Annotated in this window: 11 protein-coding genes and 2 pseudogenes; 3 read left to right on the top strand and 10 right to left on the bottom strand. The window is 56.5% G+C overall.

Going from position 1 to position 13,908, the window contains the following annotated elements:
* Nucleotides 1-19: 19 nt before the first annotated feature.
* The 5 genes from ACI48J_RS03100 to ACI48J_RS03080 form a co-directional block, all read right to left on the bottom strand.
* Nucleotides 20-982 carry an N-acetylglucosamine kinase gene (locus ACI48J_RS03100; RefSeq protein ID WP_405081612.1) on the bottom strand — a complete coding sequence of 321 codons (963 nt, stop codon included), beginning with the start codon at nt 980-982 and terminating at the stop codon, nt 20-22.
* A gap of 61 nt (nt 983-1,043) precedes the next feature.
* Nucleotides 1,044-2,063, bottom strand: coding sequence for a LacI family DNA-binding transcriptional regulator (locus ACI48J_RS03095; protein ID WP_326054573.1), 1,020 nt, complete (start codon nt 2,061-2,063; stop codon nt 1,044-1,046).
* Nucleotides 2,064-2,126: 63 nt separating this feature from the next.
* A complete protein-coding gene (locus ACI48J_RS03090) occupies nt 2,127-3,506 on the bottom strand; it encodes an ABC transporter substrate-binding protein (protein WP_405081610.1) in 1,380 nt (459 codons plus the stop codon).
* Nucleotides 3,507-3,537: 31 nt separating this feature from the next.
* Nucleotides 3,538-4,422: a carbohydrate ABC transporter permease gene (locus ACI48J_RS03085; protein WP_326054576.1), complete on the bottom strand. Its 885-nt coding sequence runs from the start codon at nt 4,420-4,422 to the stop codon at nt 3,538-3,540.
* Nucleotides 4,419-5,312, bottom strand: a complete 894-nt coding sequence (locus ACI48J_RS03080) for a carbohydrate ABC transporter permease (protein ID WP_009676921.1) — start codon at nt 5,310-5,312, stop codon at nt 4,419-4,421. The genes ACI48J_RS03085 and ACI48J_RS03080 overlap by 4 nt, the downstream gene beginning before the upstream one ends.
* 416 nt (nt 5,313-5,728) lie before the next feature.
* On the opposite strand from ACI48J_RS03080, the gene ACI48J_RS03075 reads away from it, so the two are divergent.
* Together ACI48J_RS03075 and ACI48J_RS03070 are read left to right on the top strand one after the other, a co-directional pair.
* A complete protein-coding gene (locus ACI48J_RS03075) occupies nt 5,729-5,917 on the top strand; it encodes a hypothetical protein (RefSeq protein ID WP_326054579.1) in 189 nt (62 codons plus the stop codon).
* A 94-nt stretch (nt 5,918-6,011) separates the two neighbouring features.
* Nucleotides 6,012-6,626 carry a superoxide dismutase gene (locus ACI48J_RS03070; RefSeq protein ID WP_009676925.1) on the top strand — a complete coding sequence of 205 codons (615 nt, stop codon included), beginning with the start codon at nt 6,012-6,014 and terminating at the stop codon, nt 6,624-6,626.
* Nucleotides 6,627-6,973: 347 nt separating this feature from the next.
* On the opposite strand, the gene mutY is transcribed toward ACI48J_RS03070, so the two are convergent.
* Entirely contained in the window at nt 6,974-8,335 is a 1,362-nt protein-coding gene (gene mutY / locus ACI48J_RS03065) for an A/G-specific adenine glycosylase (protein ID WP_405083171.1), read from the bottom strand.
* Nucleotides 8,336-8,631: 296 nt separating this feature from the next.
* Here mutY and ACI48J_RS03060 point away from each other — a divergent pair, with 296 nt between their 5' ends.
* Nucleotides 8,632-9,186, top strand: coding sequence for a hypothetical protein (locus ACI48J_RS03060; RefSeq protein WP_326057165.1), 555 nt, complete (start codon nt 8,632-8,634; stop codon nt 9,184-9,186).
* A gap of 426 nt (nt 9,187-9,612) precedes the next feature.
* Here ACI48J_RS03060 and acpS read toward each other — a convergent pair whose 3' ends face one another.
* The 4 genes and pseudogenes from acpS to ACI48J_RS03040 all read right to left on the bottom strand — a co-directional run.
* Nucleotides 9,613-9,999 (bottom strand): holo-ACP synthase, encoded by a 387-nt coding sequence (gene acpS, locus ACI48J_RS03055; protein WP_326057168.1) that lies wholly within the window; start codon nt 9,997-9,999, stop codon nt 9,613-9,615.
* 395 nt (nt 10,000-10,394) lie between these two features.
* The gene (gene nadE, locus ACI48J_RS03050; protein WP_405081608.1) at nt 10,395-11,204 is read right to left on the bottom strand and encodes an ammonia-dependent NAD(+) synthetase; all 810 of its coding nucleotides are present in this window, start codon (nt 11,202-11,204) and stop codon (nt 10,395-10,397) included.
* Between the two features lie 131 nt (nt 11,205-11,335).
* A pseudogene (locus tag ACI48J_RS03045) lies at nt 11,336-11,614 on the bottom strand (cellulose binding domain-containing protein); the annotation flags it as partial.
* A 9-nt stretch (nt 11,615-11,623) separates the two neighbouring features.
* Nucleotides 11,624-13,597 (bottom strand): annotated as a pseudogene (locus tag ACI48J_RS03040) (glycosyl hydrolase family 18 protein); the annotation flags it as partial.
* Nucleotides 13,598-13,908 lie beyond the last annotated feature (311 nt).

Here is a 13,908-nt window from a genome sequence, read left to right as displayed (position 1 = left end):
TCTCACTCCCCGATTTGGTTTACATCTTTAACTGCTTCAGTTTCTCGCTCACTTCTTCGCTGACCGTCAAGCCGCCGCGTTCCATCGCAAGCAGCACGGAGCCCACTACAGGCTCGGCGTCCAGCCGGCGGATCGTGCTTGCCGGAGCCGCTTTCTTCGCCGCGTCTACGATGTACTTCTCGACGTAGTCGCCGTTTCCGCGCATCAGCACGCTGCCGGCGAGCACGACATCGAATTCTTCTTCGGCCATGCCGAGCTTGTTCACGATCGCCTTGACCGAGAGGCCGATTTCCTCGCCCTGCTCCTTCAGAATATCGCGGGCAACCTGATCTCCCTCGCCCGCGGCCGTGAAGAGCAGCTTCGCGAGCTCCAGCGGAACGGACTTGTTATGGTCGAGAAAATCGTGGAACATGTCTCCGACCGTCTCGTAGCCGAGCTGCTCCAGAACCAGTCCCGTCAGCAGGGTCTGCTCTCCCCGTCCGTCCCAGGCGCGGACGACCGAGCGGAACGCTTCGACGGCAAGGCCGCCCCCGCCGCCGAAGTCGCCGAACGTGTAGGTGAAGCCGCCGCACTGGTAGGCTTCGCCCTGCCGGTTCATGCCCGAGCAGTTCACGCCGCTGCCGCAGATGGCGACGACGCCGTAAGGCTTCGTGGTGCCCGCCCGCATGGCGACGATGGTATCGCAGGCGAGATCCCAGTTCGCGAAGCCGATCGGCTCCAGGAGCTTCCGCAGAATGCGGAAGTCGATCTCGCGGTCCGCTCCCGCCAGCCCGAAGTAAGCGAAAGCGATATCCGCTTTCGTCAGGCCCGCCTCGCGAAGCGCCTCGTCCACGGCGCCGCCGATGCTCGCAGCCGCCCGGTCGTGATGAATTTGATGATTCCCCATGCCGCTTCTGCCGGTGCCGACCACCCGGCCGGTTTCATCGGCGATAACCGCGTAGGTTTTGCTTCCCCCGGCATCCATACCCAAATAATAATTCACAGTTCTCCATCTCCCGTTTCATGCAATTGTTCTTCTATTTCACAGCTCCTGTTTTATCTGTCTATTTCGAGTGTTCACCGCCCGGAGACGCCGTGGATTCGCGCATGATCAATTTCGGCTCCAGCTTCACCGAAGCATTCCGTTTCTGCGTGCCGTTCACGATCTTCAGCAGCAGCTTCACCGCTTCTTGCGCCATCCCCTCGGAAGGCTGACGGACTGTCGTCAGCCGGGGATGAATCGCCGACGAGAAGGCTTGGTCATCGTAACCGATGACGGAAAGATCGCGCGGCACGTGAAGTCCCGCATCGCGGAAGGCCTCGATCACGCCCAGCGCGATGAAATCGTCGGCGGCGAATACGGCCGTCGGCCTCTCGCCCTCCGCCAGCCAGCTCTTGGCGATGTCAAAGCCGCTTCGGATATCGAAATCCGAATCCACCAAAAGAAACGGGGGATGCCCCGCTTCCGCCATGGCATCGATATAGCCCCGTTTCCGCTCCCTGGCGCTCCGGTAGAGCTCGGGACCCGCGATATGCGCGATTTTGGTATGCCCGAGACTCAGCAGGTGACGCGTCGCCTCCAAGCCGCCCATATAGTTATCGACGTTAACGACCGAGGCGCTCATGTCTTCCTGCTGGTTATCCACCAGTACAAATGGGATCTTTTTCCTTTTCAACTCCAGGACGTCGTTTTCCTCCTTAAGAGGGGAAAGTACGATAATTCCGTCCACCCTGTCTTCCTGGTACAGAAAGTTGCTGCCTTCTCCCCAGTCGGAATCGCTCGTGTCCGGTCCGATGGACAGGGCCAGGAAATAGCCGTGCTCCTTAAGTGCATCGTTCACGCACTTGACGATTCCGTCGAACAAGGAATCCTGCAAAGTCGTAAGCGTAAGGCCGATTACGCCCGTCTTCCCTCTGGCCAGGCTCCTTGCGGCCGAATTGGGCCGGTAGTCGAGCTCCTTGATGGCCTGGCGCACTTTCTGCCGGTTGTTTTCCCTCACCGTAGGCGAGTCGTTCAGAACGCGGGAGACGGTGACCACCGATACTCCCGCTCTTTTTGCAACATCAAATATGCTTATTTTCATCCAATCGAACTCCCAACGTCGGAATCCCACCATGCAGCGGGGCTGGTCAAGAGTCCGACTGTGTTATTTTTTCTGCCTTTTCGCCAAAACGTCGTTGATGTGCTTCTCAAGATCCGGCATGACTTCGTCGACCGATTTTTTGCCGTTCTCGATCGGCTCCATTTCGTTTTTGATGATCGTGTTAAGCTCCGCGTAGCCCGGGATCATATGGTTCCACGATTCCACGCCGTACTTCAGGCCGCCTTCGTACACGTTCTTGAGGTCTTTCGGATCGATATTCTGGAAGTAGCTGAAATACTTCTCGCCTGCTTGCGAATTCGACGGCGGCGTGCCTCCGCTAAGTTCGACCGCTTTCTCCTGCGTGTCCTTGGAAAGCTGGAATTTAATCCACTCCAGCGCTTCTTTCGGATGCTTGGAGTCTTTGAGGATGAACAGGGGATCGACGAACAGCACGTCTCTCGCCTTCTCGTTCTTCCCGGCCGGGACGGCGGCTACGCCGACTTTAAAGCCGAAATCGTTGGAACCGGCGAGAAGCCAGGCGCCGCCCACGGACATCGCGACTTTGCCTGCGGCAAACGGGTCTCCGCCTTCGCCCGCGACAGCCTTGGTCGTAACGGGATCGATCATGCTTTTGTCTTTGTGCATCATATCGAACAGCGTCCGGTAAGCGTCTTTCACTTCGGGCGAATTGAATTTGGAAACCTCCGGGTTGCCCCCGTTCTTCGTAAACGTTTCTTCCGGATACGTGCTGGCGCCGAAATAAAGCGGTCTCATATCTCTCTCGGACCAGCCCCAATCGATGCCGTACTGGGTATCGTTCAGGTTTTTGGATATTTTGGTCAGCTTCTTGGCATATTCCTGCATCTTCTCGAACGTCCACGATTTGTCTTCATAATCGGACGGAGGGTACGGAATTCCTGCCTTGTCAAACATATCCTTATTATATACGAGAACGGATACGTAACTATAGACAGGAATTCCATAAGTTTTGCCATTGACTTTATAGATATCCATCAAATGATCCGAGATGCCGTAGTCCGACGGTTTGAAATTGTCTTCTTTAAGAAGATCCGTTATTTCACGTACCAGGCCTTTGTTGTAATATTCCGCGAAGCCCGCATCGCCCCAATGGGAAGTGACGTCCGGCGAATTGCCGGCGGCTACCATGCTCTGCAGCTTCGATTCGAATTGCTCGTAAGGCGCTTTTACCACCTTGACCTTGATGTTGGGGAACTTCTTCTCGAATTCCGGAATGAGCTGCTCTACGTAGGCTTTGTCCGGCGCGTCCTGGGTGTAGTGGGTAATCGTTACGGTTTCTCCCGACTTGCCGGAACCGCCCGTTCCCTCGGTCTTCTTGTCTCCCCCGGAACAGCCCGCCAGCGTTACCGACGCCGCCAATACGGCCGCGAGCGTCATATGATACGGTTTTCTAGTCATCCACATTAAAGGTAGACCTCCTTATTGTTTCCCTCTCTTATTTCACACCCGTCAGCACGATGCTCTGTACGAAATAGCGCTGCGCGACGGAGAATAAAACCAGAATCGGTACCAGCGCCAGCAGAGATGCGGCCATAACGACGTTCCAGGAAGGAGGGCGCGTGGTCGAGGACACCATGCCGGCCATGCCGATCGGCAGAGTGAACTTCTCGGTCGAGTTCAGATAAAGCACCTGCCCGAGCAGGTCGTTCCAGCTCCAGATGAAGGAGAAGATGGCGACGGTCGCCAGGGCCGGGCCCGACAGCGGCAGGGCGATGCTCCACCACTGGCGGAGTTCCGAGCAGCCGTCGACTTTAGCCGCTTCGAAAAGCTCGTTGCTCAGGGAGGTATAGAACTGCCTGAGCAGGAATATAAAATAGGCGGAGCCCAGAAAGGCCGGGACGATCAGCGGCAGGAACGTATCGATCCAGCCGAGTTCCTTGAACAGGATGAACTGCGGGATCATGACGGCCGGGTAAGGCAGCATCATCGTGGCCAGCAGAAAAGCGAACAGGGCGTCCTTGCCCTTCGCCCGGTACCGCGAAAAACCGTAGGCGACCAGAGCGGAGGAAAGCACCGTGCCGATCACCGTCATAATGCCGATGAGCAGGCTGTTCTGGTACCAGGTGAGAAAATCGAGCTCGAACAATTTCTTGAAGTTTTCCGTTACGAATTTATCCGGCAGGATCGTCGGCGGGAATCTCAGCGATTCCGCCCGCGTCTTGAAAGCCGTGGACAGCATGTGAACCGACGGCAGAATCATCAGAACCGACAGGACGATCAGCATGGCGAACACGAACCAGTCGAACCATGTTCTGCGTCCGGCCTTCAGTCTGGAAGGTTTATAGGCCCTTGCGGGCTGTGTAGGAACCGTGCCGCTCAAACTCCGTCTCCCCCTTCGTAATGAACGAATCGTTTAGAGCCTTTCATAATCAGCAGGGCAAGAACCATGACGACGATCAGCAGCAGCCAGGCCATCGCGGAAGCATAGCCCATTTTGAAATTTTTGAAGGCGTTCTGATACAGGTAATATACATAGAACATCGTCGAGTAGTTCGGTCCGCCCTTGGTCATGATGAACGCTTGGGTAAAGACCTGGAAAGACTCGATCAGACCCATGATCAGCTGAAAAAGGAACACGGGCGAGATCATCGGCAGCGTAATGTGCCAGAAGGAGCGGAGGCGCGTTACGCCGTCCAGTTCGGCCGCTTCGTACAGACTTGGCGGCACGCTTTGCAGACCCGCCAGGAAAATGACCATCCCCCCGCCTACCGTCCACAGCGACATGAGCACAAGAGCGAAGATGGCCCATTTCTCGTCGAACAGCCAAAGCGGCCCGGGCAGTCCCAGCAGGCTGAGCCCCTGATTGAGAAGCCCGCTCTGCGGATTGAAAATCCACATCCAGATCAGAGCCATGGCCACACCCGAAATCATGCTCGGGAAATACATGACCGTCCGGAAAAAACCTTTGAACGGGATTTTCTGATTAAGCAGGAGCGCGAAAAGAAGCGAAAGCCCGAGCTGGATCGGAACGCTCAGCAACGTATACCTCACGGTAGCCCAGATGGAAATCCAGAAGATATCATCGTGGAACAAATCGACGTAGTTCTGGAAGCCGACCCATTTCGGGGGATTTACGATGTCATACTCGGTAAAACTGTAGTAAGCTGATGATACGATGGGATACAGGGCAAACAGAACAGCTCCGATCAGCCAGGGTGAAATGAAGATGTAAAACCAGAGCGTTTGGTGCCTTGCCGTTTTGGTTCTCATGGCATCCTTCCTTTCGAAAGTTAAAACGCTTTAATTTTAGTCTAAAAATAAAAGGCATGATTTCCATGTAAACCGATTCGGATTTCTGGATATTATGCCCATTTTTCAGCCTAAAACCTTGCAAACCACTTCAAATTCCTCTTCTGTCATCCGTGTCAGCTTGTTCTCCAAAATTAAAAGGGTTTAACTTTTATAGATTTAAGATAAACGCTTTCATGCCGGGTGTCAATCCCTTATTTGCTTTTGCAAGCAAAAATATACAGCGCTTACAAATCGTATTTTAATGAAACCGTCGTCCTTTCCGGTTCTTCTATATCTCACCCCCTGTCTTCTTCATCTCTTCCCGGCGCCTTCTTGCAGAAAATTTCTGATAATAACTGCGGTTTCCGGTCATTCTTAATAAAGGAGGTGAAAAAATGGCACAGCAGGAAAGACGGCATCTGCACGAACTGAGTTCACTGGACGCTTCCGCCTGGGATGAAGAAGAATTATCTTATCACCATTCGGTGATGAGCGAGCTGTCTCCCTGGCTTAACGCACAAGGTACGGCTATACATGCGCAGGTCATCCGGGAGATCGAAAGAAGGCGGGAGAATACGGTCTAACCGACTTAATATACATAAATGTTGATTTACTATCAAAAATCGTCTTATAATAAACAGGTAAGTGTTAACATATCGCTTAGGAGGTATTCAAATCATGGCACATCAATTACCGGCTCTACCTTATCCGAATAACGCACTGGAACCGCACATCGACGCAACAACGATGGAAATTCACCACGACCGTCACCACAACACATACGTAACGAACCTGAACGCGGCACTTGAAGGCCATGCCGACCTTCAGAACAAATCCCTGGAAGACCTGATCAGCGATCTGAACAGCATTCCGGAAGCGATCCGCACTGCAGTACGCAACAACGGCGGCGGACACGCCAACCACTCCCTCTTCTGGGAAACCATCGCTCCTAACGCCGGCGGTCAGCCTACCGGCGCTTTGGCTCAAGCTATCGACAGCGAGCTGGGCGGTTTCGATAAATTCAAAGAAGATTTCGCCAAAGCGGCTACTACCCGTTTCGGCAGCGGCTGGGCATGGCTTGCGCTCGGTAAAGACGGCCAGCTGAAAGTATACAGCCTTCCTAACCAGGACAGCCCGCTCTTCGAAGGCGACACTCCGCTTCTCGGACTTGACGTTTGGGAGCACGCTTACTACCTGAAATACCAAAACAAACGTCCGGATTACATCTCCGCTTTCTGGAACGTTGTTAACTGGGATGCCGTTAACAAGCGTTACGAAGCCGCTAAGAAATAATTCCGGTACGTGCAAGACGCCCTCCTCAGGCGATAAGCCTGGGAGGGCGTCTTTTTTATAGGGGACTGAACGTGTCTAGAAGAATGTGTTTATGGAAATTTGTTTATAAGGCAGTAAGGATGCCTGCTCTTTCCGTTGCGGTGCACGTTCGCCGTGGGAACGGGACATACGGCGCAGCGGAGAACCCGCTGCCGGCGAGCGTGATCCTTCCGAACAGATCCACCAGCGAATGCGATGCCTAGCTAACGACCGAGGCGCTGAAGGGGCTGCGAAGGAACGGTTTAGAGCCGGTGCCGCGCTTTACGTCCCGGTCATGCGCGTTTAGACGGCAGCCGGGGCGGCAGGGTCTACTTCCCCGCCCATACGCCCTGTTCCTCCGCGTACATCTTCAAGACGCGCAGGAACACGTTCGGGAACGCGTAGCGCTCCAGCTCCTCCGGCGACATCCAGCGGTAGCGGTAAGGCAGCTGCCCCGCGGGAGCGCCTCCCTGGCCGCCGAGCCGACACCGGTATACCTTCATGTCCCAGTAGAGATGGCTGAAGGTGTGGTTCGTGTCGGCGATCCAGCCCTGCGGGAGCACGTCCACGTGCTCCTCCTCGGCCAGCGCGATGCGCAGCTGCTCCATGCTGTGCGCATCGCCCGGCCAGGCTGCGGGAGCCTCGCTGCCCGCAGCGGCGGCTTTGCCGCGGCGGCCCCGCTTCGCCGGCGCTTCCGTCCCGTCGGCCGCGCTGCCGACGGCAGGCTGTGCCTGCGCCGGCCCGTCCGCGCCGGCGTCAGCTGCGGCGGCTTCATCCGCCGCCGCGAGAAGCAGCCCCGGCCCGCCCCCAGGGCCGGGAGGTTCCGCTGCCGCGAGAGAGCCGCGGGCGCCGCCGGAGGCGGACGCCCGCAGCTCTACGTGCGGCAGCTCCCACATGCGGGCGAGGAGGCCCTCCTGGGGCCGCTGGCGGATGAGTATCCGCCCTGCGTTCTCGCCCTCGCCCTCGATCAGGGCCACAAGCCGCCGCTCCGGCTTCGGCGGCTTGGCCTTGCTCTTCACCGGCAGGGTCTCTTCCCTGCCGGCCAGCCTGCCCGAGCAGTGGTCCATGACCGGGCAGGTCAGGCACTGCGGCGAGCGCGGGGTGCAGACCATGGCGCCGAGTTCCATCAGCGCCTGGTTGAAGTCCCCCGCGGAGCCTTCGGGGATGAGATCGCGGGCCAGCCGCTCCATCCCCACTCTTGCGGCGGGCTTCGCGATATCGTCCTCGATGAGGAAGTAGCGCGAAAGCACCCGCATGACGTTGCCGTCGACGGCGGGCTCCGGCTTGTTGTACGCGATGCTGAGAATCGCGCCCGACGTATACGGGCCTACCCCTCTGAGGGAAGAGATGTCCTCCTTCGTGTCCGGCACGATGCCCCCGTAACGCTCGTGAACCTCGCGTACGGCCTGCTGGAGGTTTCTCGCGCGGGAATAGTACCCGAGCCCTTCCCACGCTTTCAGAACCTCATCCTCCGGGGCTTCGGCCAAAGCCTCTACCGTCGGGAACAAATCGACGAACCGGTGGAAATACGGAATCACCGTGTCCACTCTCGTCTGCTGGAGCATAACTTCCGAAATCCAGATATAATAAGGGTTGCGGCTGCGTCTCCACGGGAGATCGCGGCGATGTATCAAATACCACGCCAACAAATTGGCGGAGAAAAATCGTTTTTGTTCCGTCGGGTATTCCACCGGCGGTGTTTTATCCGTTTTGGATGCCGATTTTGTTTTCTTCGGCTTTTCCGGAACTTGTCTTTCTTCAGCCGGTACCGGCTCACTGCGTTCCTGCTGCCGTTCAAGCTCTGCCACCTGGATTCCCTCTCCTCTCCGGGGCTCACGTTTTGAACACCCACAACCTTTTATTATAAAGCAAAAGAGGGGAGGATGGAACTGTCCGGCCTTTGCTTGTTTTTGCGGGCCGAATTGGGTATTCTTGTCGTATTCGGACTTTTTCGGATGATTGGATTCGGGAACGGAGGTTGTACAAAATGAAAGAAGCCCGAACGGCACCCGGCAGACCGGCCGCGATTCCGCCCGGCTTTCGCTGGCTCGCGCCTTATCTGGCTGTATGGGGCATTCAGGGAGTCGTCGCGGCGGCGGTCGATTTCTTTCAGGAATGGATCGATTTAGACTGGCTCGCGCAGGGAATATTCGCGGCGGCCGTGCTTGCCAGCATCGTGATCTGGGTAAAAATGCGCCGCAAAGCCGGCGCCGCGCGCGAAGGTTCCATTTCCCTCGTTATGCTCGCCTTTCCCGCCGTTATGCTGATCGGCGCCGTAGCCGTGCTTGAATATGTGCAGGCGGTCGGCCCTTATTTCGTCGCGCTTCTGAGGGCGTTCCTGCTCTCGGTCGTTTTCGTCCTGCTCGGAGCGGCCGCCGACCGCCGGCTTTTCTGGCTCGGACTATGGCTATTCGCGCTTACGATCGTGATGGCCCTCTGGTATTTGGGCTACTCCGGCGTCATTTTGCAGGGAATGAGCGGCCTCGGCCTGCTCGTTTGCGCCTGGTCCCTGACGAGGCCGCTGGCGCCTGTGACGGGATAGCGCCGCAAGTTTTTTTGCGGCCGCCTGTCTCGCAGGCTCTGCCTCACGTGCCAAGCTCTCCGCTTGGCCGCAGGCCCGGCTCAGACGATCTTTGAGCCGCGGCTCCCGGACGTTGTGGTGCGGCGCTCGCCTCGCTTACGGCAGCCAACCGCACGGCCCTTTGGGCACAGAATCAGGCAGCACGGACAGCTTCGGAAACGGGCTGTCTTTTTTTGCGTCGGGAAGGGGGGTGACCGCGACTACGTTCACTTTCGCTTCGCGTATTATCCTCCTAATGCCGGCTTACACTTGCGCCTTCTCGGGGCTTCCGCTTGATGGCGATTCACCGCATACCTGACAAGCGCTGTTAAGCAGGCCCGCTCAACTTCTGGTGCGCCTTCACAACGCCCGTAACCGGCAGTGTATCCGCCTTCCGGCCTTTCCCGGCTAAGGCCGCTCGACAACCGCGTAGGCCGCCGCCATCGTATCCGTGTGCGTAATGCTCAAATGAACGACAACGTCCTGTCCGAGCCCCAGCCTCTGCCTTGCCCCCTCGGATAGGAAACAATGGGGTTTGCCCGACTCGTCCGGAAGGACGCTGACGTCATGAAACCCCGCCTGTCTGCCGATTCCGCATCCCAACGCTTTGACCACGGCCTCTTTCGCGGCAAAACGCCCTGCCGTAAACTCGGCAAGCCTGCCTCTTTTTCCGGCTGCAAGCCGCTGTTCTTCTTCGGTTAAAATCCTCCGCATGAACCGATCTCCGCTCTCTTCCCGCAGCAATCCCGCTACACGGGCGATGTCAACCATGTCCATTCCGACTCCGACAATCATGTGTACGCCTCCCTTATCATTCTTTTATTCCGTTTCGTTCACCTTGCCTGATTGTGGCACGGCCATTCGGCGAGGTCAAGCCGGGACACCGCCTTCTATATGACAAGCTAAAACAGTCGGCCTGCACATACAGCCGTACCGTACTGTTTCCGCACCGGGCATCGGCTCCGCTTCGGCTGACCGCGCCCTCGGACGCGCAGGATCTGCATGCATTACGGATCTGACCGATCTGTAGGCAGCTTGCCGCGCTCCGACAAGGAGAAAACGGAATTTCCGCCTGCCGTCCTCCGGTAAAGCCGCAGCACCGGCATACACCAAAGAAGCGAAAGAGCTCGGCTCCTCCGCTTCTTTTCCGAACTAACATAGCAGGCAAGTTTCCGCTTGAACGCTCGGGTTTAAATGCCGGGAATGCTGTTGCGCTTATGTCTCGTTTTCATATAATGCTTCTCGAGTTTTTCCGCGGCGGCCGGATCGATCGCTTTGCCTTCCAGATAGTCGCTGTTGTCCTCGTAGCTGACTCCAAGCTCCTTCTCGTCCGTCTGTCCTTCCCACAGTCCGGCAGTCGGAGCTTTATGCAGCACACTGTCCGGAACGCCCAGCTCGGCCGCCAAAGCGCGTACTTGACGCTTGTTGAGTGAGCTGAGAGGAGTGATATCGACGGCGCCGTCGCCCCACTTCGTAAAGAAGCCCGTAATCGCCTCGGAGGCATGATCCGTACCGACGACGAGCAAGTTCATTTCGAAAGCGATGGCGTACTGGACGACCATCCGCGTTCTCGCTTTCACGTTCCCCTTGCCCTCTTTGCTCATATGACGGGAGTCGCCCGCATTTTTCAGACCGAATTCGACTTCGAGTGCGATTTCGTTCACCGTTTCTTCGATGTTGGTTTCCATGCGGTATTTGAGGTTAAAAGCATCTGCCGTCGCATAGCTGTCATGAATATCCTCTTGTGTTCCGTACGGCTGGAAGACGCCGACTGTCTTATACTCTTTGCCGCTCTCTTCCGTCAGCTCGTCCGTCGCTATTTTGCACAGACCGGCGGCCACGGCGCTGTCGATGCCCCCGCTGATGGCAATCAGCAGACCGGATACGCCGGCCGATTTTACATACTGCTTCAGGAAATCTACGCGTCTGCGGATTTCTTCCTGAACGTCGATCTGCGGTTTAACGCCAAGTTCTTTGATAATTTCCTGCTGCAGGCTCATTAAAAAAATCCTCCTTCTCCACACTTTAGGTTTGAACTTATCTTACCACAAAGAAAACCGCCCCAACCACCAAAAGGATGGCCGAGACGGTTTTCCATGTCAGATTACCTCACTTCAAAATCCGCAGCGGATTAGCTGCCTGTTACCACAATGTTCGTCGGTTGGGCTTTGACAAGTCCCGCGCCTCCGAAAGTAACGGTAGCTCCGGGCTGAAGCGTGTTGTTCCAGCCTGCGCCTTTGATCACGAAATGGTTATTGGCGGAACTGACGATGGAAGCGTCCCAGACGGATGTGATGCTTCCCGTGTAGTCGAATTCCAGCTTCCAGTTCGTGATCGGGGTCGTTCCCGTGTTCTTGATGGAGAAGCTGAAGTTGTAGCCCGTTCCCCAATCGCTCGTAACCGTGAAGGTCGGCTGAACCGGGGAGCCCGGGTTCGTCGCCGCGTCCGTGGTAACCGTGACGGAAGCCGGTGCGGATACGTTGCCCGCCGCATCCCTGGCTTTGACCATGAACGTATAGGCTGTGTTCGGCGTAAGATCGGTCACGTTGAGGCTTGTCGCCGTCGTGGAGACGGTTTTCGTGCCGTATGTGACGTCATAGCCCGTAACGCCTACGTTATCCGTCGCTGCTGTCCAGCTGAGAGCTGCGCTGGTCGATGTTTTACCCGTGGACACGAGGTTCGTGACCGCTGTCGGAGCCTGCGTATCCGGGGTTGTCGTTCCGCCGTCCGTCGTTACGTTTACGGAAGCCGGTGGGGATACGTTGCCTGCCGCGTCTTTCGCTTTTACGGTGAACGTATACGCGGTATTGGCCGTCAGCCCCGTGATAGTGGCGGTGGTTCCCGTCACGTTGACTTTCGTCGAGCCGTAGGACACTTCGTAACCGGCAACGCCGACGTTATCCGTCGCGGCCGTCCAGCTCAAGGTGACGCTCGTGGACGTTTTGCCGGTGGACACCAGATTCGTAACCGCTGTCGGAGCCTGGGTATCCGGAATTGCCGGTGTCTGCAGGTCGGCGGCCACTTTATCGAGCAGCTTGACGGTGCAGGAGAATTTCGGGCTGGTGCGGCAGTCGGAGCTGGTTTCCCAGAACATCGCGCCGGCCAGACCCTTGCTTTTGATATAAGCCGTTTTGGCGGCAATGGATTGCGTGTCTTCATAGGAGATAAACGTGCCGCTCGTCGGGTTGAACAGATAAGGCGTTTTGGTCGTGTCGTTCCAGTAGCGGGTAAAGCCGTTCTTGTTCACATAGTTGGCCATAATATCGCCGTAATCGAACGTACCGCTGTTGCCGGATGCCCAGTCGTCCCATGTGCCGGTCGGCAGAACGTTACCGTCCCAGCCTCCTACGCAGGTTTGGTACTGGCCGTCATTGTTCGGTCCGGGAGGGCAGCCCTTCCAGCCCTTGCCGTAGAAAGGAAGACCGAGCACCAGCTTGTTGGCGGGAACGCCCGACTGGAAGTAAATGTCGATCGCGTCGCTCGTGTTGAACTTCTTGATTTCGCCCGTGGACGGATCGTTCGGGTCCGGATAGAGGGCCGCGTTATGGTTGGTCGACTTTTCCCAGCCGCCGTGGAAATCGTACGTCATGATGTTGATCCAATCGACCGTTTTGGCGATTTCGGAAAGCTCCGTGTTGTTCGCGTACTTCTGGCTGGCGCCGGACGCGATGGTCAAGAGGTATTTCTTGCCGTCGGCAGTTCCGGCCGCGTCCAGTTTCTCGCGGACTTTTTTGAGCAGAAGCGTGTAGTTCTGCTTATCCGCAGGGCTGTAGGTGTTGCCGGACAGGCCGCCCGCTACGGGATACTCCCAGTCCAGATCTACACCGTCAAAACCGTACGTGCGGATAAACTCGACAGCGGAATTAGCAAAAGTTTCGCGCGTAGCCGCGCCCGCCGCCACATCGGAGAAACGGTTGGACCAAGTCCAGCCGCCCACGGAGATGAGCGTTTTGAGCGACGGGTTCTTTTTCTTGAGGTCGCGCAGACCCGCAAAGTTGCCGCAAAGCGCCTTCTGGTCGCACTCCTCATAGGTATAGCCCGCATATGGCGTATTTACGTCCGCCCACGGCTCTCCAAGAACAATCGTTCCGTTAGGAACGGATTTGGATTGCAGGGGCACATGTGAATCCGTACAAGACCACGTCTGCTTGTTAGGGCTGTCGGTCGAATTGTTGCCGTGCACCCCGCCCCAGCAAATGTCCGCAAAGGCATAATTCAAATGAGTCAATTTGGAGCCGTCGATATCTTTAACTTGATAATTGCGGCCGTAAATCCCCCAGGAGGTAAAATAACCGACGATTTTGGCCGGTTCGGCCGCCGAAGCCCTTCCCGCGCCCGTGTTGAACAGAGGGAGCAGCGCCAGCAGAAGCGCAAAGAAACCCAACCAGGTCATTTTTATTTTTTTGTTGCTTTTCATTTATTTCCCTTCTTTCTCGTTTGAGTGGACGATCTTTCCGACTTTTAGTAAACGCTTTCAAAAAACCTCCTTTGCTTGCTTCATTCCGCCGCTTTGTAATCAGCGTCCTGCCGTCGTTTGTACTTGCGCCGCTCATCCCGGCTTTTATCCGCTCGATCACCTCCTCCTGGCCGCATGAAAAAAATCATGGCTGCCTCCGGATTCAGCTGTTCGTTTTACACTCACGTCCACGGACGTTTCCCGATCCCCACATCTTGGAAACGCTCTCTTTATATTAAAACTTTACC

This window comes from Paenibacillus chitinolyticus, assembly GCF_045038035.1.
Taxonomy (GTDB): Bacteria; Bacillota; Bacilli; order Paenibacillales; family NBRC-103111; genus Paenibacillus_F; species Paenibacillus_F chitinolyticus_A.
Note: the sequence above shows the minus strand (reverse complement) of the source record. Positions and strands in the feature narration are given on the sequence as shown.